Genomic DNA, 22,807 nt, shown 5'->3' with positions numbered 1-22,807 from the left:
AAACCGAGTTGAGTAGGCTAAGTACCCAGCGCCTTGCCGCATTGCTGCGGTAGGTTTCCAGGCACTCGCCCCCGAACCGGACTTACAACTCTCGCTGTATCCGGCTCTCTATTCATTCACAGCCTGCACCGTGAATTTTCGTGTGACAACTTTCACAGACCACCAAAGTTTTTCGGTTAATCCTCTTCATGAAAACTGCCCACGGTTGGCTTTCATCCAGCTCTTTCAGCGTTCTAACTTGGTGCATTACCAACGCTGAAGTTTCTTTTCCGCACCATTCACACCGATTTGCTTTTAATCGTGCGCCGAGACTGGGCTTTTTCAGGATGCCTTTCGGCTTATGGATAATATCTGCTTCTTTTCCCAGCGGATAGGGGTCTCTTGCAAGACTGTCCTTCCACAGTAGTCGGATGCGCTCATTTCCATGCTTGTCCTGGAATTTTACCCCGATGTCCTTGACAATACGATATTGAGCAATAATTTTGCCTTTGGTTGTACGGTATTTACAGGCCAAGGTTTTATAGAAACTGTACTCCATGATATAGCGGAACTTGTGCAGCTTAGAGCGATTGTTTGCAATCGCATAATAATTACAGAATCCCCGCACCTCACCATTGTACTGGTCTAGGATACTCAGGTCTGTTCGTCCGACAAGTTTTCCACGATACGTGGGTTGCCAAATCTCTGTTCCATTGCGAACATCAATTCTCATGGCTCCCAGTTCCAGCAGCTTTTTTTGAATGACAGAAGTCGGAACTTCCAGCATTACATGGCCGCTGTAGTTTCGGGCTGTGGAACCGCTTTTTGTCTTTTTGGTGTGATTGCTCTGCGGTGTGACCCTGATGTCAAATCCCAAGAATTTTGCACGGTCTGTTGCTTTAGTGACCAGCGTCTTTTCTTCCGACAGTTCCAGTTTCAACTGTTCGGCGATATATACGCCGATTTCCTGCTTAACAGCCTGTGCATCCTCTTTGGCTCCGATGATACCGATAAGAAAATCGTCAGCGTAACGGACGTATTGCAGTCTGCGGAAATTTGTATCCATTGGATTTTTGCAGGGGATGGATTTGTGTACCTTATCCAGTTCCCGGATGCTTTCCAAAAGGGATTGCTTTTCTTCCTCAGACTGTGCCTTTGCCAGCTTCCTTTTGAGTCGGATTCTCTTTGCGCTCAGCTTATGGTATTCCACATTGACGGCTCGCTTGTTCCCACGGTCAAACCGTTTCTTGTATTCAGCCATATATTTGTCGAACTGGTCGAGATAGATATTGGCTAGAATGGGACTAATGATGCCGCCCTGCGGAGTGCCGCTGTAGCTTTGATGCAGTTGGTTATCTTCCATATATCCTGCGTTGAGAAATTTACGGATAAGGCGCAGAAAACGCTCATCTTTAATTCTCTTGCGAAGGATGCCAATCATGACATTGTGGTCAATATTGTCGAAGAATCCTTTAATGTCACCCTCAACAAACCACTTGCATATGGTAAAGCGATTTTGAATCATCCTCAAAGCTGTGTGACAACTTCTGTCAGGCCGAAAGCCATGGGAGGCGTCCTCAAAGCTGTTCTCATAGATGGATTCCAACAGCATACGGACAACTTCCTGTACCAGCTTGTCGTCAATGGACGGAATACCCAGAGGACGGAGTTTTCCATTCTTCTTAGGGATATATGTCCGTCTGGACGGTTTGGGCTGGTAGGATTCGTCTTTCAGGGTTGCAATAAGCCTGTCGATTCTTTCAAGGCTCATTGCGTCGATGGTTTTTCCGTCTGTGCCTGCGGTCATGTTTCCCTGACTGGCATAAATATTCTGATATGCCCGTAAGAAAAATTCCCGATTGAACAGGTTGCGGTACAACCTGTCATAGACATAGCCGGATTGAGCTGAATGTTCTTGCAGACTGTTCAATACATTTTCTGGATCTCTCATAGTGCCTCACGCACCTTCCTTTCTGTTGTATTGAATTGAATGAACTGCCGCCCTTCGCCATGTGCGTGCCATTAATACGCTCGGACTACTACGGCGGCTCCGTTGCCATATTGGATATTCAGGGCCTACGCCCATAGCTCTTGTGAGCGTTCCAACTTAGGCAATCCCCATTTAGCAGCAGAGTAAAAAAGCATTGTTCATTGTCGGATGCGGTTTTCGTCCTTTTATGCTGATACATACGGACTGTGCATTCGGTTTCGCTCATCCTGCTCATGTTTCTACAGGTGAGATGCACAGCGTAACGGGTATAGCTGCCTTCCGTTACGACCACCACAAATGTCCCTCGGACTGCCGTTCAGCCAGTTTAGGTTTCATCCTTATATGAACTTTTGGTCTTGCTGCTCAGTCGTGGCACGGCAACTTGCCAACTTGCAGCTTTACGGTCATGCTGCTGTCCCCTTTGGGTTTCCCCGCCAGGTTAGCCGTTGACCACAGGCCTGAAACCTCACACCTGCCGCTTGCTAAGCGGATTTACTCTGCCCCTTATGGGCGCACTAACGAAGTGGTTGTGGATATGCTCATGATCTAAATGCGTTGCAACAAGCACTTGATACCGTTCACCCCACATTTCTTTTGCGAGCCGAATACCGATCTCGTGCGCCGTTTCCGGCGTGACCTCTCCCGGCGCAAAGCTCTGTATGGCGTGGTAGGCACAAATGCCGTCGTTTTTATCGAACGCATTTTTTGCCAAAATCATTTCCTGCCGCGCCGTTTCTGCATCGCAGTTGACGCCGGACACAAAACGCTCAGTATCCCGCACGGTCTTGTTGCCGTCTTCCGCATACTCGATCACATCTGTCAGTGATTGGTATTCTTCCTCTTTTAATTTCGGATCACCGATCACCAACGGATTCTGCGTCTTGTTCGGATTCTCAATGTAAAGCAGGCAGTCGCCGATCCAGCCGTTGATTTTCCAGATTTTTGTTACCGCCACTTTCGTTCTTCCTCCCGTTTTTCTTTCAGTGCCTTTTGGTCGGACTTACGGATATACGTTCCGAGCTCCGAAGTCATCGGGTCGCGTTTGATTGGCTCCGTAACGTAGCGATACAGCATAGATGCCAACGGCTTGATCTCATCGGTCAGCCGCTCAAATTTCTCTCTGTCGATTCTGCCGGTCGCATGTGCTATGCGTGTAAGCTGGTTCATGTTGTTGCCAATATAACGCAGCTCTGTCAGCATCTTATAAAAATCCAACGGCGGGCGTTCCTGCGGAAGCACACCGTCGATAAGCTGCCGCACGTACGCCGACATGGATAAACCGGATTTGCTCGCCAAGGATTGCAGACGTGCCATTTGTGTTTCATTTAAGCGCAGCTCTAAACGGTAAGGGTATTTGTATTCGCCTTTTCTTATTGGTCTCACTTCTTTCTGCATGACGGGTTTTAGGGTGTCCCTAAAAAATCGGTGATTTTCACCGATCTACCATTCTTACGTAAGAATGGTATGCTTGCGAAAGCAAACAGAAAAAGTGCGTTTCGCACTTTTTCAGTTTGCCCGGGCGGCTTTCGCCGCAAATCTTTTTTGCTGATAGCAAAAAAACGAACGGAGTTCGCCCAAAATTCTGCGCCGCCGCACGCAAAAATGTGTCCGACAGACGCAGAAATTTGCTGATTAAGGAGAAGGTTTCCCGCAGTTTTTCACCGCGTTTTGCGAAAAAGTGGATTACTTTTCGCTTGACGCAGCGGAAGAATTTTCCTCGCCTGCACTGCACAACTCCACGTATTCGCGCACGGCTTTCGGCACGGACTTGTTATATTTTTGCGTTAAAATCTGTTCCGCTGCTGCCTGCAAATCCTTTTGCAGTGTGCCCGCAAAGTCCGCGCAGTACATCTCGAGCGCCTTTCTTTTTTCCGCGCTTACGCTGAGTTTCACCACGATTTCCATCTGATTTTTCTTCATTTTCTTTTACCTTTCTTTCAAAAATTTCTGTCTGCCACACACTCTCCGGCGTAATTTGCTGCTCATTCGGAAGCAGTGCAGCTTTAACGGTTTGCATCCACGGCACGCAATGACCGGCATCTGAAAGCATAAATTTTCCCGCACTGAAATAGCCGGTCAGGCAAAATCCGTGTGTATTATCGAAGAACTTAATGTTCTCCACGCGCTTTGAAAGTTCCCAGATATTGGACGGAAACAGCTCAAAATCTGCCACGACTTTCGCAGCTGAAACACCCGTATGGTCTCGCCGCACCAACCGCGCTATAGCCTCTGCTGCGTCCGGCAGACCCATACAATAGCAGTTTATCGCATACGTTTTGCCCTCAAGTAAACCGAAAAACTGTTCCATTTTTTCTTGCTCGAGCGGTAGCTCACAAAGAAAACTGCGCCCGTCGTCAATAAGCTTTTGCATCGCATACGTTTCAGAACTGTTGTAAATTCGTGCGATTTTCTGCGGCGTGACGCTGTACTCCGGCAGTAGCTTTAAGCCTTCAAGCACCTGCAAAAAGCTCGTTTTCCCAACGCCCGGAAGCCCGGTAACTAAATAAATCGTCTGCAAATTCTCACCTCGCTATTTAATTTTCGCTTCATAGACCTGCTTGTTTTTTCGGCACATGAGCTCGTATTGTTTCTTAATTTCTCCCGAAATTCTTGTGCGCTCCGGTGCGGAAGCAAACCCATACGCATACTGATATTGCTTATTGCCGTTCTGATCTGTGTACGTTCCCATGCTCGGCGGCGAATAGAAATACCCGCGTTTGCCCTCCATGATCTTGCCATATTTGAGTGCAAACACATCGTTTTGCAGCTCGGCATACGCTTTAACCGTATTGCGGTTCGCAGCTTTTCGCAGCGTGAGTTTTGTCTCTCCGACGTCTATCGCCGTACCGCCACCAATGACTTCAACCTCCGAGTTAAAATCAAAATTACGTGCAAGGAACGCCGTCATTTCTCTTTCAATCTCCGGCTTCAGCTCAACATACGGAACCCATTCACGCCTATCTTTAGCGAGATACGCGGGCATCAAAACCGAAAATCGATTGTGCTCATCCAACACCAGACGCACGCCGTTGATGCGGTAATCCTCATTGATGATGACATCCGCAAAGGCTACCACTTCACTTTCTGCGGCAGAAACCGGGCGAATAAACGCATGATAACGCTGCGTAGGTTCTTCTTCCGGCTCAAAAATTTCCTCGTCTTTAATTTCTTCCGGCACGGTTTTATTTGCCGGGTCTGCCGCAGCTGCCTGCACCTGTGCTAAGATACTCTCACGTCCAACCCCGACCTCTGCTGCAATTTGTGCCGCAAATAAATCCTGCTCAACCGGGTTTTCGACTGTCGCCAACACACGTACTGCTTCAACGGCATAGGTCAGACGGTCTTTATTCACGTTCATATCCAGCCCGTTTTTGCACATTTGCAGCCGGTATTCGGTATCACTTATTGCTGCCTTAAAAGCCTCAGCAAGGCGTTCTGCTCCGTCCTTCGGGTGCATCTTTATGAACTCATCCGGGTCTTTACCTTCGCCCAAGGAAGCTACGCTGACGCGCAGCTCCGGGCACGCAGAACGCAAAACCTGTATAGCTCTTTGCGTTGCTCTGATGCCCGCACTGTCGCTGTCATAACAAATAGTAAGCTCCTTGCAGCTCCGCCCAATCAGCTTTGCTTGTTCCTCCGTCAACGATGTACCGAGTGAAGCGACCGCACCAGCAAAGCCCGCTGTTTGCAGCGCGATCACGTCCATGTACCCTTCTGCGAGTATCAAATGGTCGCTGTGCGCCTTGCGTGCGAAGTTATATCCGTACAGATTATTGGACTTTCTGAATACCGGCGTGGTGTTGGTGTTTATGTATTTTGCCTTGTCCTCTTTGTTCAGGGCGCGTCCACCAAACGCAATTACATTGCCGACTGTATCAAAAATCGGGTACATGATTCGGTCTCGGAACCGATCCATAACGTGCCCGGTTTTACTTTGGTACGCAAGATTTGCGGTTATCATCTCATCATCCGTAAAGCCTTTATCGCGCAGATAATTCACAAGCCCAAAGCTTTCCGGCTTCGCATAACCTAAACCAAAATGTCGTACAGCGGCCATGCTCAAACCGCGTTCATTCAGCAAATAAGTTCGCCCGACACTGCCTTCATCGTCCTGTGTAAGCGAACGGAAGAAGTAACGTGCCGCCTCTCGGTTGCACGCACGAATACGATCTCTGAGCTCCTGCTCACGCTGATTGAGCTGTGCGCCTTTGGCATCAATCGTTATTCCGGCACGCTGGGCGAGCTGCTGCACCGCCTCCACGTAACTGAGATTATCCGTACCGCGAATAAAAGATATGACGTCGCCGCTCGTGCCGCAGCCGAAGCAGTAAAAGGAATTGGTCTTCTCATACAATACGCATGACGGTGTTTTTTCCTGATGGAACGGACAACAGCACGACATGGTTGAACCGTGCCGCGATAGATTCACACGTTCTGCTGCAACATCTATAATGCTCACGCGGCTTTTGATCTCATCAACCTGATCTCTCGATATTGCCAAAAAATTCACTCCTTTCTACGTTCATTTCTCTTTACAGTGAACGATTCATTTTTCTTTTCGGCTTGTCCATAATGTGCTCCGGCGTCTTTTCTTCCTGTTCAGGTGCTGCCTGCGCTGTTTTTATCGGCTGCGGCTGAATGCCTGATAAGCGCAGTGCTGCCAAAATCTGCGGCGCATGGCGCTTATATAGATCACCGATTGGTTTAAAAACCTTATCGATCTGCTCATTGATTTCCGCTTTTTCTTCATCCGTTTTGCCCGTTTTAAGCTCGGTTATGTAGTTCTTATACTCCACGCTCATGTGCTCCTTACGTGTGTCAGTGATTGGCAGACCCATGGCGGATTCAAGCATAACGGATAAAGCGTCTGCTTCAAACTCACGCTGTGCACGGCTTTTGCCGGTATCCATACCGTGTTGCAACATGCCGTGCGCCATCTCATGCAGCAGCGTCGATAATCGTTGTGTATCAGCAAGGCGGCTGTTAATCGTAATGTTGCATGTCTCTGATTCGTAATATCCGCGCAGCGCAACGCTCTTTAAATCAATCGTCCGCACCGGCATTCCGCAGCGGTTGCTGTATTCGCTGATAATGTCAAACGCCGCTGCGTGCAGCTCATCTGCGCAGCCGAGACCGACTAATTTAGGGTAATCTTCCGCAGGGCAATTCGTTTGTGCAATATCAAAGACCACTCCATAACGATAGAACTGCAATTCTTCACGTGTCTCAAGCATTCCGACTTTTATCATGTCCCGTACTGCTTTTGGTGTGCTTTTCGTCAGCCTCTTCCATGGTTCACTTTCTTTGCCACGATAATAGGTAATATTATGGGGTACCCATATACGCATACCTTTTTCGCCCTTTTGTACGGTATAGCCCATTTTTTCAAATTGATTATATCCCGCAGTAAACATAGCATACGGATTTTGCTTGTAGATCAGCATCTGGTTGCGGACGCTGTAATCTGGGAACCGACTTGAAAAAATCAAAAATTCCGCAACATCTTTTGCATCTGCTTCCCAGTTTTCCGCAAGGTCAATAACGCGCTGCTTGGCGTCTGCACCCAGTTGCTTTACAAATTCTTCTTTTTCCTCTGGTGAACGATATTTTCCGTAACCGGGCATCACTCCTCACCTCCACCATAATTACGCAGCACGTCCAGATATTCTTCCGGCAGTGCAGCCAGCTCATTTTTAATACGCACTTGCTGCTCCATCGGAAGATCTTCTAATGGCGTCAATCCGTCGATTTCAATGCCATCTCCTGCTGTTACAAATTCTTCTGGCATCTCAGCGCACCAAAGGTTCTCCCAGTCATCTTCACAAATTGCCATGCCTTCTGTGTACAGCAGCACAACACCATACATTTCTTTCATTTTGCCTTTCTCCTTTGCCGAAAATATAAGTTTACAGTTTTGTTTGCCGGAACTCCGGCGCAGCTTCTTGCTCCTTTCCTTTTATTTACAGGCCCCGCCGGGATTGTGACCGGCGCTCTGCATTACAAAAGCCCATCACCAAACGGTAATGAGCTTTCTCACTCTGCACGGGCAGCTTAGGAATCGGCAACATTGCCGGTTTTACTTATTTACTTGCTTTTTTGACTTTGTGAAAAATCACAGCACCTAAACCGAGGCCGGAAACCGCAAGAGCGAGCAGTGCTGCATAAACACCGTGATTACTGCTGCCGGTCTTTGGAAATGCGCTGTTCGGGAAATTCATGCCAGGCTTAACCCCAAACTGCACCTTTTCTCCGTCTCTTGTGATCTCGAAACTGTAATAGTTTTTATCCTGTGAGTAGCCGGACGGAGACTGTTCTTCATGAATCAGATACTTGCCATAAAGCAGTCCATCCAATTCATGGAAACCTGTGTCTTTCTCTACCATCCGACCGACAAAGGTATCTACACCTTCGGTATAACGTCCATCGCCGTTTACATCGCGATAGATGCCGAACACAGCGCCGGAAAGACGGTGCTGCGAGTCTCCTGCATCGACCTTAATCGTGCTGATGGAGCCGTGCAGCGGCAAAATCTTAACGGTCTGATCAGCATCGGAAATATCAGCATGTGCCGCAAACTCAAGGTCATCGCGATAAAGCGTTTCAAAAACTACGACCTCAGTTTCGGCTGTCAGCTCACGCGCGTCGAAACTAAAGGTCATCTCAACTTCGCCGGTGGTAGCTTTTGGCGTAAAGGTAGCTTCTGCCGTGATTTCTTTACCATCGATAAGCAGCTTATCGTTCGTGGCTTTGTTCATCAGCACACCGGTAAGCTTATATTCTTTACCGGGGGTCAAATCCTTATAGCTCACAACATCGGTAATCGTGATCTTATCCGCTGTAATTTCCTTTTTGCCGTCTGCTGTTGCCTTTGTTCCGATTTCAGGATTCTTAATCTTTACCGTCTGCCCTTCATCGTTGATGTCCGCATGGGTAGCAAGCAGCACGTTCTCACGGTACAAATCCTCGAAAACGACGATCTCTTTGCCATGCAAGCCCGTTGCATCAAAGATAAAGGTAACGTCTACGCTGCCATTCTTTGTTTCTGCGATAAAGGTAGTTTCAGCGGTGATCTCTTTCCCATTCACAAGTAATTTTTCACCGGTTTTTTTATCCATCAGTACGCCGGTTACTTTGTACTCTTTACCGGGAACAAGGCCAGTGTATGATACCGTATCGGTCAGCGTAACTTTATCGAGCGGATCAACTTCTTTTTCTCCCTCAACGGTGGCCTTCGTACCGATTTCAATCGGCACATTATGGAAGCTTACAGAAGCAATTTCGCCTTCGCTGAGTTCTACGGTCTGCGAGTCAGGCAACTGATAACCGTAGGTTTTCTCTGTATCGAGTTCTTCCACGCGGTACTGATACTTGGTCGCGCCGTCTTTGTCCGCGTAAATCGGGAGTGTTTCCGTAAGGATTTCGCCTGCGGCATTCGTTACATACTCTGCGGAATAGTTATCCTCAAGGCGCGTCACGCGGAAGTGAATGCCTTCGATTACGCCGTCTTCGGAAGCCTTTACGATCTTGAGCTGTGCATTTTTCTGTACGTTGACAAGATCATAGCTGTAAACCTTGCCATCCTCGGAGATTGAAACATCAAAATCGGCTACAAGCTGACGGCCGTTGCCACCCTTTGTTTGATGCACGACGTATGTGCCGTAAGGTAAATCCTTTGTGGTTGCCATGCCATCCGCGCCGGTGGTGATATGGTCGCGCTCGGTCTCTTTGGCTGCATCGAAGCTGCCCGCAGATTTGAGGTAAACGTCAAACTCTGCGCCCTGTTCTTCTGCGAGGTCATCAAGGGTTTCATATTGCTTATGCAGCGCAATCTGGCCTTTCATGACTTCTTCCGTAAAGTCGGCGGGTTCAAGCTCAAAAACGTCTTCGCTGCCGACGGTTGTGATGTTGTAGGTACGGACGCGCTCATCGAGCTTGTAGCCGACCGGAGACTTGATTTCCTGCACTTTCACTAAGCCAAGAGGAATACGTGCTAACGCAGCAACACCATTGCTGTTCGTCGTAATATCTTTATATACTTCCTGTCCGTTTTGTGTGTAGAATACGCGATAAACTGCACCTTCAAGTGAAGCGTTACCGGTGGGTGTGCCGGTGTTTGTATCACGGTCCTTTTTTCTCACAGTTAAAACAATCACGCCCGGGTCGTCCACAACATTCAGCGTTGTTTCTCCTGTAATGGTGAATTTATGGATTTTGCTGTCTGCGCAGTAGCCCTTCGGCGCTACGGCTTCAAAAGTTACATAGTTGCCTGGCTGCAATTTCTTGCTAAGCTCAGCATGTCCGTTTGCGTCTGTGGTAAAGGTCGCATACGGCTCATGATCCCAATACGGATAATCTGGTATATTGACATCTTTATAAACATAGTACACCGCACCCTTGAGGCTGTAATTGGGGTTGCCGTTAGTAATCGTCAAATCAGCGCTTGTCTTGTTGAGCGTGATTGTATACGAAGGCTTTTCGACCTTTATTTTGATATACGCCATGGTCTGCGTTGTACCCGGGCAGGTTGCTTGGTGCTGAATATTGGCCTGCTGGTCTCTATCCTCCCAAACGGCGATGCTGTTTTTATCGCCGACGGTGTAGCCTGCACCGATAATCGTGGTCTCTTGCTCCGGCAGCGTGCTCGTAGATATTGTCAGCGTATTACCGTTACGAGAAATATCAAAGCCTGCTTTTTGAAAATCAAATAAATCCAGCACGCCGTTGGTATCGGTAACGGTGGCCGTATATTTGCCATTCACAAGCTGCAAAGCGATTTCCTGTGCATCGCTGCCGTCGCTGCTTTTGCCTGCAAAGGACGGGACGATTTCCGACCGCAAAAGACGATCTTTAAGCTCTGCGTAGTAACTGCGTACAACAGAACCGTTATACGCCAGATTTGCCATGCGCTCAACATCGGTATCGATGCCAGTACCCCAAGACCAGTTTGTACCGTCTACGGTAATATAGCCTTCGGACGCCAGCCAAACAAGATGCTGTGTGACCATCGTCTTTGCGGTCGCATCGCTGTACCAATCATTTTTACCGAGAGAGTTTGTCGTGTTGTAGCCATAAGCGATAATGCGGCGCATAGCTTCAGTCATGCCATAATTGTCTCTTTGCACGTATGCTCCGTTGTTCACACGACCCTTACCGTGCTGCAAACAGTAGGCCGGGTAACTTACACCGTTTCGGTAGATGTCATACAGTGGAAATTCGCCAAGGTCATAAAGATAATTTGAACTGAAATTACCGTTGATGCCTACCGTGCGGTAACGCGTAATTGCCTCATCGCCGAGCGCCAGTAAACTGATTTCATCCTCCGGGTTTGGCGTGGGGGAAGCAGTGGGTTCAGCCGTTGCTTCCGGCTCTGCACTGACCTCCGATTCAGTCGGTTCCTCTGTTGCCTCCGGTGAGGGCTCTGCGGTCGGTTCAGCCGAGGGGGTTGTGCTCGCCTCCGGCGTCGCGGTCGGTTCTGCCGTGATTTCCGGTTTAGGTTCTGCATCCGGCTCCGTGTCCTGCACTGCTTTTTCAGCGTTTGTTTCGACCGTAACCGATACGGGTGTATCGGCCTCATCGGCAAGAGCGCTCATCGGTACGGCGCTGAAAATCAGCAGCGTTGCAAGCAGACACGCAAGTGACTTTTTGAGCTTCTTTTTCATTTTTTTGCTTCCTTTCAAAGATTTTTCTATATGAAAAAAGCCGCATATAAAATGACACGGCTTGAATTTGAGCAGTAAAAAAGCACTCAATGTAAAATCGAGTGCTTCATTCTGCAATATTCACTTTATTTGATCCTTATCTATATTCCCAATGGCCGACTTCATCTTGCGCAGGAGTATCTACGACCCAATATTTCTCTCCTGTATAATGCTTGTACGGTTCTCCGCCTATCATGGTGTAACTGCCACATGTAAGATTTCCATTTATACACTCATTTATATTGTGATCTGCGGCTTCATCTTCTGTTGAAAAAATAGTTTTGCATCCATTGCATTGATACACCCAGTCGCTGCCCATCCAGTAGACGTCTTCCCAATGCCCGACTTCTTCTTGAGCAGGTACGTCCACGACCCAGACCTTTTCTTTGGGCTTCGGCGTCGCAGTGGGCACGGCTGTTGGCGCTGCGGTAGGAGCTGCCGTAGGCTTGGCTGTGGGAGCTGCGGTGGGTGCAGCTGTCGGCTTCGCAGTCGGTGCGGGCGTAGGTCTGGCCGCACTGCCGGAAGGCTTGCTGTTAGAAGTATGGGAGCTGCTCGGTTTTGCGGTTGCTGCCGGTTTCGGTGTAGCCGTCGCGCTCGCTTTACCTGCCGTGCTGCTTTCGGTTTTACTCTCCGGCTTCGGCGTTGCGGTAGGCTTGACCGTTGCCGCAGCACCGGCAGAGGGAGTAGCCGTAGGCTTCGCCGATGCACTCGGCTTGGCGCTGCTTGCGGCCGTGGAGCTTGTGGCAGAACTCGGCTTGCTGCTTGCTCCTGACGTGCTGTTCTCTTTAGCGTTTTCAGAAATCGTGCTGCTCACTGCGCTGGATGCAGAGCTTTCCGCAGCAGTGTTTTCGGCCGTGTTGCTGCCTGCACACGCTGCAAGCGATAACGTAAGCGCTGCCGCCATTAAAATAGCTGTGATTTTTCTTTTCATAGTCTTCACTCCCTGTTTAGTTTGATTATAATAAATGAGAAAAAATAAATCAAGTGCAAAACCGGCAACATTGCCGCTTTTCGCGCTTGACAAAACTTCAAAAGCGTCTATAATTAGAAATAGAAAGAGTGCTGCCGATGAACGGTTAGCCCTCAGTGTTACTCAAAGAAATGAGCCGCATCCTTAGGCGAGGGCGGCTCACTTCTTTTTATGTTCGCGTTTACAAAATAGTTCGATGAGTGCGATAATGACGAGTGCCAACTGACACAGATCACTAAAGTTCAGCTCGAGCTTCATAAGCGTCATCCCTCTCTCCGTACTGGATTGAGGGATATTTTCATATCCAAGAAATGTTCCCTCGTACGGTACACCGAAGTGTATCTGAGGGCTGAACCGTCCACCGTTATGGCAGCACCCGAACCGCATATTGCAGTTCGTTTTTATTCTACCAAATTTGGCATTATATGGCAAGATTTTTATTCGACACTCACGGCCACCAGTTTGCAGTTTAGCGCGGCTGCTATCCGCAGCAGTGCCCGGAGCTGCACCATGTGCTTTTTCTGCTCCATGAGTGCAACCTCCGTCCACGAAACTCCGGCGGTAGAAGCTAATTCGCGCTGCGATATTTTAAGCGCACGCCGCCGCAAAATCAGGCTATCAATCAGCTCTATATAAGTGTTTGGCATTCTATCATTTCCTTTCAGAACCGGCAATGTTGCCGGTTTTCTTTTTTTGTCTGCGGCGGATTAGCAAGATCAACAGCAGCAACAGCATCGCCGCAAAGGAAGTTATGAGGCCGATCACAAGCCCTTCCGCATATTTTTCTATCCACGTGCTGCCCTCTGGTTTTGCCTTTTCTTCGACTTCTGCTATCGCTTCTTCGGCCATTTCCACTCTGTGGCCGCGCACAAGCAGCCGATGCGTGTTGACGCCATACGGTGTGCAGGTGAGCAATGTGACGTAATCTTGCTGCGTATCGATACGGATCAAATCAATGTCTGTGGGCTCCACCACTGCGATGTTGTCCACTTCGTAAGCTAATTTCTGGTTGCATACCGTGATGAAGAACATATCTCCAAACTTAAGCTTATCGAGGTCGGTAAAAAGCTTTGCGCTTGCCATGCCGGAGTGTGCAGAGATCACGGCGTGTGTGCCGATACCGCCCACCGGCAGCGACGTACCTTCCATGTGACCCGCGCCCTTTTCCATCGCCGTACCGGTCGTGCCGTGATATATAGGCAGGTCTATGTTAATAGCCGGTATCTCGATATACCCCATGATGCCGTTATTGGCAAGGTTCAGAAGATCTTCGTATGGAGGCAGGTCAGCTTTGATTTTATCAATGTCCTCGATTTGCACAGTAGAGATTGTTTTGTTATACTCCCGTGCTGCCTCCAACGCGGCGTCTATTTCCGAAGTGTCAAGCTGCTGAAGCTTTTCTTCGTATTCCGTCTGTACGAGCGATTGCGTGTGCTCGTTGTTAATCGATGCAATTAACGGGTACGCAGCCGCACCCGCACCGAGCAGGATCACAAGGATAAAACAGATAATGATGATGGTGTTTTTGCGTTTGCTCATTTTTTGATCCCTCCAATCTTTTTGGCAACGACGATCAGCCTGCCGTTATCGCTGCTGTATTCGCACGTCGATAGAGTAACTAATTTATCTCCGTATTCAGCATCCATGCCCGTATCATATAAGGCACGCTGCTTACACTCCTGTACGTATGTGTTAAAAATCAGCTCGTTGTTCTCCACGTAGTTGTAGTATTGAAAGCTATCCGACTGGTAGGCCGTTGTGATGACAACCGCCATGACCTCATATAGTCCCAGCTCGTCTAATGTGTCAAAACGCACGTATTTGTGCTGCTGAAAGAATTTTCTCTTTTTATAGAGCTCAAGATCGCTGAACATCCCGCCATCAAGCATGTGGTGGCCGTAAATTATCAAGTTATCGCACGTGCGTATATCGCAGTTTTCCTGTAAATACGGCGTGCCGAGGTTGCTGTACGCTTTCTCAAAATTTCGACGCAAATAATAATTAGGGCTATCCGGCGACTGCATCACCGGGTAATTGATCTCTGTGCCCGGCACGCGTATCCAGCCTACAAAATCGGAATTGTAGTTGTGCAGTTCCCCATAAACTTCAAGCAGCTGCGCCACCCGTTTATCTTCCACCGTGCTAATTTGCTCTAAGTCTCCCAATTCGTTTTCCGCTGCGTCTACTTTTTCGGCTATGGTTGCAAACAGTTCCTTTTGCTCTGCTTTTTGCTGTTGGTTATCAATAAGCAGATACGCGCAAAATCCCGCGACGCACAGCAGTAAAATCGCGATGATGATGGCTATGACCTGCGCACCTTTGTACGTTCGCTTTTGGGGCATGTTTTCACCTTCTTCAATTTTTCCTTTTCACCCAAAGCCTACACACAATGTTGCAGGCTTTGGGTGGGGCTCAGTGCTGTCACTGAGCCCTCCCTGCGAGGTAAACCTAATTCAAAATTTTGGTGTACTCTTACTTATCTTCCTGCTCTTTTCTTCTCTTGAAAACCAAGAAGAAAATAAATGCAGAAGTGCCGAGGCAAGCAACCAGTACGCCGCCGATAGCAAGCGCCTGCGTACCTCTATCACCGGTCATCGGAGTAATGAAAACTCTTGTGTTCACAACTGTCAATGGCGCAATTGCGTTGGTAGAATCAGTATCCATCTCATCGTCGAGCATTGTGACGTCGTTGCCGTCAACCGTTGCAGATGCAGTCTGGTAGTTATGAGCGAGCTGCGTCTGCGGGATGTTCGCGAGGTGCAGATCGAGATTACTGTCAAAACCATAGCGCGGGTCATTCTGCACGACGCCGAGTGTATCCTGATTGTAAATGTCGCACGGACGGTTTGCATCATCGACGGACGTAATCGTTACGTCGATGTTATTTTTGAGGAGCGTATAACCGTTAGCCGTCTCGAGCTCCGTCCAGATGTACTGGTCGTCTTCGACGCCCTTGAGGATAAGCTGGCCCTTTTTGCCATTCCAATCGACAGGGTGCATTGCTGTTGCGGCGGTTTCACTGGTCGTATGGCCGGTCACATACCAGATGCCCTCAGCCTCATTAAGCTGTGCAATTACATAGTAGCCATCGGATGCGTTCTGCGCCTTAAAGAGGACGTTATCGAACATCGTCTGTTCTTCTTTGCCATCACTAAAGGTCTTCGTGATGTCAATCGCGTATGTATAAACATGCGCGTCGTCGATGAGCGTGTCGTAGTAGGTGTCATTGGTACGCTTCCAAGTCAATACGACTTCGTTCTCGTTTCCGTTGTCGCCGTAAACAAGGCTTTCGTCGGAATTGAGCTTTGCGTCATAACGGATGCGAAGGGTATAGTTGGAATAACCGGCATAGAGCTCGCCGTTGTCGTTGTCGTAAGCTGTGTTGGCCGTGTTGATCTCAGCAAGGCCGTCAGCAGTCATGGAGATCGTCATCGTATGCGTACCGTCGTTGTTTTCTTCGCGTGTGACCTTAAATTTGCCGTCTGCCTGTTTCCATGTAGTTACCTTGTTGGTGCAGGCTTCATCGGTGAAGAATTCGAGTGTAACGCTGTTCGTACCGCCTACATAAGAGAGGCCGCGAGCGAGAACATCACGGAAAGTATATTCGCTGATGTTGGTTGCTGCAGACGTGATCGTCGGCAGTGTGGAGATGATCTGATACTCAATCGTATCGCCTGCGGATGCCGTTGCATTGTGCTTAAAGCCATCGGTGATAACATCGGACGCGTTATTTTTGCCGGTATCCTTAACAGCTTCACGTACGGTTTTTTCCAATGTGACAATGCCAGTCTCGTTTTTGGGGTAAAGCACAACATTATAGTTCCAATCGTGACCGCCGGTCGTGATCTGGTTGCCCGAACCGTCTGCCATACCACCATCAACCGTGGTCATGGGCAGCGAGACGAAGCACGGATTTGTCGTGCCTGTCACCATTTCCGGCGTGCGGGTTTCAACCAGCAGGTAGAGACCTACGGGGAGGCCCGTTACATTGCTGTAGCCGTCCTCATTAGTCTCGGGCATTGCCGTACCGCCGTTGTTTTTAACGTAGGATTCGAGAGAGTTTTTTACGGTCGTGGAATTGGCTTCAAGAGCAGCTTTAAGTGCTGCATTAAGCTTATCCGACTGGTAATACCAGTTGTTTGCATCAAGTGCATTTGCATTATCGTAGCTCTGTGCACCGTCTGCAAGGCCGATAGCAGCGAGCATGTCTGCACCTTTGACTTTATCGATTGCATACAGCACCTCAATGTGGCTGTCGGTACGACCGCCGTCCTTTGCAGACTCCGAAAACTGCGTGATGTCCGCAATTTTGAGGTAAGTATACTCGACGCCTTTGATCGCGTAACCGTTGCTTGCCTGTCCATTACCGAGGGCGGAAGATGCGCTGTTCGCGCCGGTGCGCGTTGTACCGCCAAGAACTTGATTTACTTTTGCGTCGTACTGGCCGGTAGAAACGTAGCTGCCTTCGTTCCACACGCCATCTTTTTTGGCGTTCGTAAAGTCATACTTATAAATGGACAGCTGTGCCTTTGCGTCCATATCGATAGTAGCTTTATCGATAGTAGCCGCCGAGGCCGAGATCAGAGAGGTGCAGGCCAGAGCTGTTGCTAAAGCCAAAGCACCAATGCGAGAGAGTAATTTGGATTTTGCCATTTTTCTACATTCCTTTCATTTTATTTTGTTTTATTTTGAGAGAGTGTAGATGCTCTCTTAAAATAACTTTTTCTTCCGCAGCCATGTTGCAAGGCAAGATGCGGAAATCAGTGCGAGAGCAATGCCAATCGGCACGCTCGTCATGCCGTTGTCGCCAGAAGACGGCAGCGTGTAGTTTTGATTGTTGACCGCCGTTACAGTCACATCGACGATTTCTGTTCCGTCGTCGAGCACCTGCGGTAAGCTGCCGATAAACATCGGCGCTGCGAGCAGAGTGTTGCCGGACTTAGTGGCGGTTTCTGTCAGTCGGTAAAGGATCGTCACAGTCTGATTATTGATCTGAAGCCCATTAAAGGTAGCGACGCCGTTTTCATCGGTCTCCAAAGCGCCGTCAACGACTGCACTTGTGCAGCCCCCGATGGAAGGCTTGCTGTCTTCTGCGCGGGCTTCCACCGGGGCCCAAGTCGCGCCATCGTCAGTGCTGTACTCGAGCGTAAACTCTACGCCCGGCATGACGTTGCCATCGGCATCGATCTTTTTAGCTGTAATGGAGCCCACACTCGGAGTGTTTTCCTGCGTGATCTCAATTACCTGCTCATCGTGCTCGATTGCAAAATCATGCACGGTATCATCAAGGTCATAGCCTTTCGGCGCTTCCACTTCTGACCAGTGGTATTGTCCGTAAAGGATCGATTCTACCTTGATTTTTCCGTCCGGCCCGGAAATTTCGGTTGCAATTACATTGCCGTTATCGTCTGTAACCTCAAACTTCGCGCCTTCAAGCGGCGTCACACCGTCGTGGTCCACTTTGAGGATTTCCAAAGAGCCACGTGCAATTTGGTTATAGAAGCTAACCTCTGCCGTCTGCCCATAGGTAAGTGTTACCGTCTGTGCATCCGGCGTGCGATATTTATCCGGCACATTGATTTCTTCAATCTTGTACTCGAATTTCTGGGTGGCATTTGCATCGACATACACCGGGAACTGAGACGTAATGATCTCACCGGCTGCATTGGTGGTATATGTTGCTGATGCGCCATCCGCAAGCCTCGTGACCTTAAACGTAAAACCGGCAACATTGCCGTCTTCGGAGGTCTTCACGATCTTCAAAGAAGCATACTTGAGCTCGTTTGTGAGCGTCACCTCATACGTTTTGCCGTTTTCGTGGACGTCAACATCCATGTCTTTAAATTCTCGCCCCGGGACGCCTTTGACCTGATGCAGCGTATATGTGCCGTAGGGCAGGTCTTTGGTGATAGACTTGCCGTCCGCCCCGGTTACAAGATAATCTCGTTCTGTATCCTTTGCGGCATCGTAGCTGCCTGCGCTCTTGAGATACACCTGATATTCAGCGCCTTGCTCAAGCTGTGTTTCCGCGCCGAGCATTTCAATCTGTTTGGTAATCCGGATGCGTCCTTTAAAGACATCTTCGGTGAAATCTTCGGGTTCCATTTCGTATACGGCAGAAGTTACTTTGTCCGACGTAACATTGTACGTATGCACCGTTGAATCAAGCTTGTAGCCGACCGGAGCTGAGATTTCCTGAATTTTTATCTCGCCCAAAGGCACGTTGGTAAAATAGAGAATTCCTGAACTATTGGTCGTTTTTTGAACGGTTTTATCTACACCGTTTTCTTTATACGTAATTGCGTATACAGCACCCGCAAGTGATGCGTTACCAACAGCTACATTTGTGTTAGTTCCAGAATCTTTCTTTTTTACCATGATCTTGACATATTGTGGGTCATCCACAACATCCATTGTTGCCGAGTTGTAAGCAAGATAGAACGAATGTGGCGTCGTATCTTTTACATATCCGGGAGGCGGAGTTCGTTCTAAAATTGTATATGTTCTATTTGGGTATAATTTGCGGCTTAACGTCGCAACGCCCGCCGAGTTAGTTGTGAACGATGCAACCGGCGTACCCGTAGCAGAATTACCTTCGTACACATCGTACACAGCTCCGGCAAGACTGTAATTGCTGTTACCTGCCGTGATCGACGTGTTAGCACTCGTTTTGGTTAGTGTCACCGTCTTAATCAAAGGCACATCGCTGACATTCAGAGTCGCGTCAGCATTGTTGATCCTAACGGTATGCCTTGTCGTGTCCAAAGCATACCCCGGAGGAGCCTTGGATTCCACGGCGGTATATGTGCCGTTTTTGAGTTTCACATTTGAAGTGCCCTTGCCAGACGAATCTGTGGTGATGGATGCAACTTCCGTGCCTGAACTGTTATAGATTTTATACACTGCTCCGGCGAGGCTATACCCACTGTCGCCGTTTGTGATTGAGACATTGGCACTCGTCTTTGTGAGGTTGATATTGTACTCATAGATAATCGGTGTATCGGAGACATTGAGTGTCTTATTACCGTCCATCGTTACTGTATGAGTTTCATTATCAACGGAGAATCCTTTCGGTGCGGTCTTCTCCTTTACGCTCACTGTTCCCGCAGGCACAACAAGACTCGCCGATCCTGACGAGTTAGTTGTAAGCGTACCAAGTAATGCATTCGATGTTACTGTTGGAGTATAAATAGTTTGCGTGGTTTTATTCGTAAGATATGTCGATGAAGCATATCCTGTATAGGTCGTACCGTTTGAATGGGTATATTCAACCCTATACCACGATCCTGATGTGCTAAGATACTTTACGCTTGCTCCATTGGTCATGGTTATCAACACAGAACTGCTTGTATTGGCAGAGCTACGCAAATTAAGGCCACCACTTGCATTTACGGTGTAATACGTGACTGTTGAGGTTGTATAAGTGGTTTTGTTACCGTAAACTTCGTACACTGCACCAGACAAGCTGTAATTGCTGTTATTGTTTGTCAACGAGGGATTAGAGCTTGTCTTATTGAGCGTCAGTGTATATTCAGACGGTGCGTACTTAATAACCACGTAATAAGAAGGGCTGGTCTTAGGTGTTATGGTCGAAATATGGTTATTGGAACCAAAACTATGCCACATATTATCTTCGCTGGAGGAGTTTCCCCAGAAAAAGCCAATATGCGTATCTCGGTCACTGGCCGATGCTGTTGTCGGCAACATTAAAATAATGTCACCTTTTTCAAGCACACCAGACGAAAGCATATCGCTCTTTGACTGGAATGCATATGACTTAAGATCACCGTTTGCAATCCAGAAGCAATAGTTTGATGCACCTGCCAAAAGGTTTCGGCTTTTATACGAGCTGTACCAATCTGCAGAACGACCACCGACCGCCTTAGTCATAAGCCCCTGAACCGAGCTCGCAGGCAACGCAGTATGATTATTCAAGTCAGACGTACCCGCATTTAACCCCAATTTACAAAGCACATAGCTGACAAAGCCAGCACAGTTCATACCCACGCTGCCATTGTAGCTTGTATCTCCTTTAGGAGACTGGCTATCCCCGCCTACATATGTAGTACCCAAATAGTAGTTATCACTTTGATGCGAAGTAAGTTCAGCTACAACTTTGTCTCTTGTTACTCCGTAATCAGATATTGTTTTCGTCCCATTAGGTCGATTAAGATACTGATTGACCCAACTCCATGTGTAATCATCCAGTAGCGTGGATACTCCGTATTCTAATACCGGTTCAGGGTTTTCCTTTTTACCAGTCTCACTCATGACCTCAAAGTGCAAATGTGGGCCAGTAGAATTGCCAGTGCTGCCGACGCGCCCGATGCGCTGCCCACGCACGACTTTTTCGCCTTGCTGCACGTTAATTTCAGATAGATGTGCATACAGTGTGGTATTTCCATCTGGATGTTCAATCTGAATCATGTGCCCGTAGCTCATCATGCCGGTGGTGTCATACGATCCGTCCCAAATCTGCACATAAGTTACAGTGCCTTCTTCGGCTGCCACCACAGCAGAACCAGTAACAGCAGCTATATCCCAAGCTTTGTGTTGCTCACTGTATTCCTGCGTAATTTCGTCGCCGTCGGGAACTGGGAACAGGTAAAGTCCGCCGGTCTCATAGTCCGTTAAGACCTCGTGCTCAAGCTTTATTGGGTTTGTAACCGGCTGCGGTGACGGCGTAGGCGTCGGCGTTACAGTAGGGGATGCGCTCGGTAAAGCGGGCGTAGGAGATGCGGCAGCACTCGGCTCCGGCGTGCTCGTCGGCGTTGCGGTAACTTCGGGTGCAGCCGTGGGCGCTGCGGTAGGTTCTGCCGTCGGGGTCGGTGTAGCGGTGCTTTCCGGCGTAGGTGTTGGCTCCTGCGTTGGCTCTGTGGTAGATTCCGGGGTAGGCTCCGGTGTCGCTTCAACCTCGGTCGGAAGATCTTCCGAAATTTCTTCCTGCCCGGTATCTACATCAAACGAAACTTCAAAGCTCGGACTTTCCACAGGCACATCGGCTTCATCCGCCAGAGCACTTAACGGCAGTGACATCGTAAGGATCAACGCCGCAAGCGCTCCAGCCAAAATCCGTTTTGCTTTCTTCATTTTTTGCCATTCCTTTCGTTAGATTTTTATATGAAAAAAGCCGCACTCAAAAAGTACGGCTTGAATTTTTGCAGTAAAAAAGCACCCGATAAAACGGATGCTTCATGCTGCAATATTCAATTTTTTATTTGTATTCCCAGTGACCTTGTTCTTCTTGCGCAGGCTCATCAACAACCCAATGCTGACCTGTTTTTACCCAATAAGATTCTCCCGGAACTTCTGTATAACTTCCCATTGAATGCTTTCCTGCTTCGACAAGAGGGATTACATGTTCATAGAAGGCATCTGTTGTCGAAAAAGTCTCTTTACACTCATTACATCTATACACTACATCACTCCACCAATACCCATCTTCTTCCCAATGACCAACCTCTTCTTTTGCCGGAACATCTACAACCCAAACTTTCTGGGGTTCAGGAGTTGCCGTCGGCGCAGCAGTCGGCTTGGATGTAGGAACTGCCGTAGGCTTAGCCGTCGGAGCGGTGGTCGGTTTGGCTGTTGCAGCAGGCTTCGGCGTCGCAGTTGCAGACGGTTTAGAAGTAGGCTTTGCTGTCGGTGCAGCGGTCGGCTTTACGGTAGGCTTCGGCGTTGCAGTGGCCGAGGGTTTGGCCGTCGCGCTGCTGCCGGAAGACGGTTTGCTCACAGCATTGTTGCCGGAGCTGGGCTTCGTTGTGGCAGACGGTTTTGCGGTTGCACTCGGCTTCGATACTGTGCTGCCGGAAGAACTCGAGGACGACGGCTTGCTCGTTGTGCTGTTCTCCGTTTTAGACGAGGCAGACGAGCTGCTTCCCTTTGAGCTCTCGGTTTTGCTGCTTTCTGTTTTTGCACCCGGTGTCGCCGTGGGTTTTGCACTCGCGGTGCTCGAGCTTGCAGCCGGTTTGCTGCTCGCATCGTTCTTTTCCGATACCGTACTGCTTACCGCACTGGATGTGGAGCTTTCCGTTACGGCGCTTTCGGTATTGCTGCCCGCACACGCCGCAAGCGATACCGTAAGCGCCGCCGCCATCAATATTGCTGTGATCTTTTTCTTCATAGTCGTTCACTCCTCATTGGTTTCATTATAATTCCTATTAAGTTGAA

General features: G+C 48.7%; 17 protein-coding genes. 3 read left to right on the top strand and 14 right to left on the bottom strand.

The window, feature by feature from the left end:
• Positions 1–112: 112 nt before the first annotated feature.
• The 9 genes from ltrA to ACLTX1_RS05810 form a co-directional block, all read right to left on the bottom strand.
• Positions 113–1,930, bottom strand: coding sequence for a group II intron reverse transcriptase/maturase (gene ltrA, locus ACLTX1_RS05850; RefSeq protein ID WP_412330618.1), 1,818 nt, complete (start codon positions 1,928–1,930; stop codon positions 113–115).
• 505 nt (positions 1,931–2,435) lie between these two features.
• On the bottom strand, positions 2,436–2,924 hold the full coding sequence (locus ACLTX1_RS05845) for a relaxase/mobilization nuclease domain-containing protein (protein WP_308449038.1): 489 nt from the start codon (positions 2,922–2,924) through the stop codon (positions 2,436–2,438).
• Entirely contained in the window at positions 2,915–3,364 is a 450-nt protein-coding gene (locus tag ACLTX1_RS05840; protein ID WP_412330617.1) for a plasmid mobilization protein, read from the bottom strand. The genes ACLTX1_RS05845 and ACLTX1_RS05840 overlap by 10 nt, the downstream gene beginning before the upstream one ends.
• Before the next feature lie 376 nt (positions 3,365–3,740).
• The gene (locus ACLTX1_RS05835) at positions 3,741–4,487 is read right to left on the bottom strand and encodes a hypothetical protein (protein ID WP_412330616.1); all 747 of its coding nucleotides are present in this window, start codon (positions 4,485–4,487) and stop codon (positions 3,741–3,743) included.
• 12 nt (positions 4,488–4,499) lie between these two features.
• A complete protein-coding gene (gene dnaG, locus ACLTX1_RS05830) occupies positions 4,500–6,470 on the bottom strand; it encodes a DNA primase (RefSeq protein WP_412330615.1) in 1,971 nt (656 codons plus the stop codon).
• Positions 6,471–6,501: 31 nt separating this feature from the next.
• Positions 6,502–7,593, bottom strand: coding sequence for an ArdC-like ssDNA-binding domain-containing protein (locus ACLTX1_RS05825; protein ID WP_412330614.1), 1,092 nt, complete (start codon positions 7,591–7,593; stop codon positions 6,502–6,504).
• Positions 7,593–7,844 (bottom strand): hypothetical protein, encoded by a 252-nt coding sequence (locus ACLTX1_RS05820; protein ID WP_308449033.1) that lies wholly within the window; start codon positions 7,842–7,844, stop codon positions 7,593–7,595. The genes ACLTX1_RS05825 and ACLTX1_RS05820 overlap by 1 nt, the downstream gene beginning before the upstream one ends.
• A gap of 205 nt (positions 7,845–8,049) precedes the next feature.
• On the bottom strand, positions 8,050–11,628 hold the full coding sequence (locus ACLTX1_RS05815; RefSeq protein ID WP_412330613.1) for a VaFE repeat-containing surface-anchored protein: 3,579 nt from the start codon (positions 11,626–11,628) through the stop codon (positions 8,050–8,052).
• Between the two features lie 136 nt (positions 11,629–11,764).
• Positions 11,765–12,037 carry a hypothetical protein gene (locus ACLTX1_RS05810; RefSeq protein WP_412330612.1) on the bottom strand — a complete coding sequence of 91 codons (273 nt, stop codon included), beginning with the start codon at positions 12,035–12,037 and terminating at the stop codon, positions 11,765–11,767.
• 76 nt (positions 12,038–12,113) lie between these two features.
• Between ACLTX1_RS05810 and ACLTX1_RS05805 the strand changes: the two genes are divergently transcribed.
• The gene (locus tag ACLTX1_RS05805) at positions 12,114–12,623 is read left to right on the top strand and encodes a hypothetical protein (RefSeq protein WP_412330611.1); all 510 of its coding nucleotides are present in this window, start codon (positions 12,114–12,116) and stop codon (positions 12,621–12,623) included.
• A 451-nt stretch (positions 12,624–13,074) separates the two neighbouring features.
• On the opposite strand, the gene ACLTX1_RS05800 is transcribed toward ACLTX1_RS05805, so the two are convergent.
• From ACLTX1_RS05800 to ACLTX1_RS05780, 5 genes are all read right to left on the bottom strand, one after another.
• Positions 13,075–13,284, bottom strand: a complete 210-nt coding sequence (locus tag ACLTX1_RS05800) for a helix-turn-helix domain-containing protein (protein WP_412330610.1) — start codon at positions 13,282–13,284, stop codon at positions 13,075–13,077.
• A gap of 4 nt (positions 13,285–13,288) precedes the next feature.
• Positions 13,289–14,176, bottom strand: a complete 888-nt coding sequence (locus ACLTX1_RS05795) for a class C sortase (RefSeq protein WP_412330609.1) — start codon at positions 14,174–14,176, stop codon at positions 13,289–13,291.
• Positions 14,173–14,979, bottom strand: coding sequence for a class B sortase (gene srtB / locus ACLTX1_RS05790; protein WP_412330608.1), 807 nt, complete (start codon positions 14,977–14,979; stop codon positions 14,173–14,175). Before srtB ends, ACLTX1_RS05795 begins: the two co-directional genes overlap by 4 nt.
• A gap of 130 nt (positions 14,980–15,109) precedes the next feature.
• Positions 15,110–17,290, bottom strand: coding sequence for a SpaH/EbpB family LPXTG-anchored major pilin (locus ACLTX1_RS05785; protein WP_412330607.1), 2,181 nt, complete (start codon positions 17,288–17,290; stop codon positions 15,110–15,112).
• A gap of 57 nt (positions 17,291–17,347) precedes the next feature.
• Positions 17,348–21,727 (bottom strand): SpaA isopeptide-forming pilin-related protein, encoded by a 4,380-nt coding sequence (locus tag ACLTX1_RS05780; protein ID WP_412330606.1) that lies wholly within the window; start codon positions 21,725–21,727, stop codon positions 17,348–17,350.
• Between the two features lie 30 nt (positions 21,728–21,757).
• Here ACLTX1_RS05780 and ACLTX1_RS05775 point away from each other — a divergent pair, with 30 nt between their 5' ends.
• Positions 21,758–22,180 carry a hypothetical protein gene (locus ACLTX1_RS05775; protein WP_412330605.1) on the top strand — a complete coding sequence of 141 codons (423 nt, stop codon included), beginning with the start codon at positions 21,758–21,760 and terminating at the stop codon, positions 22,178–22,180.
• A 38-nt stretch (positions 22,181–22,218) separates the two neighbouring features.
• Positions 22,219–22,791 carry a hypothetical protein gene (locus tag ACLTX1_RS05770; protein ID WP_412330604.1) on the top strand — a complete coding sequence of 191 codons (573 nt, stop codon included), beginning with the start codon at positions 22,219–22,221 and terminating at the stop codon, positions 22,789–22,791.
• Positions 22,792–22,807: the final 16 nt, after the last annotated feature.

It is taken from the genome of Hominenteromicrobium sp. (assembly GCF_046974225.1).
GTDB lineage: Bacteria > Bacillota > Clostridia > Oscillospirales > Acutalibacteraceae > Hominenteromicrobium > Hominenteromicrobium mulieris.
The sequence above is the reverse complement of the archived record's forward strand: the minus strand, read 5'-3'. Positions and strand labels throughout refer to the sequence as shown.

Excerpts from the sequence above, each read along its gene's own strand:
- ltrA (WP_412330618.1), bottom strand. The coding sequence starts at position 1,930 with ATGAGAGATCCAGAAAATGTATTGAACAGTCTGCAAGAACATTCAGCT.
- ACLTX1_RS05840 (WP_412330617.1), bottom strand. The coding sequence starts at position 3,364 with ATGCAGAAAGAAGTGAGACCAATAAGAAAAGGCGAATACAAATACCCT.
- ACLTX1_RS05825 (WP_412330614.1), bottom strand. The coding sequence starts at position 7,593 with ATGCCCGGTTACGGAAAATATCGTTCACCAGAGGAAAAAGAAGAATTT.
- ACLTX1_RS05820 (WP_308449033.1), bottom strand. The coding sequence starts at position 7,844 with ATGAAAGAAATGTATGGTGTTGTGCTGCTGTACACAGAAGGCATGGCA.
- ACLTX1_RS05815 (WP_412330613.1), bottom strand. The coding sequence starts at position 11,628 with ATGAAAAAGAAGCTCAAAAAGTCACTTGCGTGTCTGCTTGCAACGCTG.
- ACLTX1_RS05800 (WP_412330610.1), bottom strand. The coding sequence starts at position 13,284 with ATGCCAAACACTTATATAGAGCTGATTGATAGCCTGATTTTGCGGCGG.
- ACLTX1_RS05795 (WP_412330609.1), bottom strand. The coding sequence starts at position 14,176 with ATGAGCAAACGCAAAAACACCATCATCATTATCTGTTTTATCCTTGTG.
- srtB (WP_412330608.1), bottom strand. The coding sequence starts at position 14,979 with ATGCCCCAAAAGCGAACGTACAAAGGTGCGCAGGTCATAGCCATCATC.
- ACLTX1_RS05785 (WP_412330607.1), bottom strand. The coding sequence starts at position 17,290 with ATGGCAAAATCCAAATTACTCTCTCGCATTGGTGCTTTGGCTTTAGCA.
- ACLTX1_RS05780 (WP_412330606.1), bottom strand. The coding sequence starts at position 21,727 with ATGAAGAAAGCAAAACGGATTTTGGCTGGAGCGCTTGCGGCGTTGATC.
- ACLTX1_RS05775 (WP_412330605.1), top strand. The coding sequence starts at position 21,758 with ATGAAAAAAGCCGCACTCAAAAAGTACGGCTTGAATTTTTGCAGTAAA.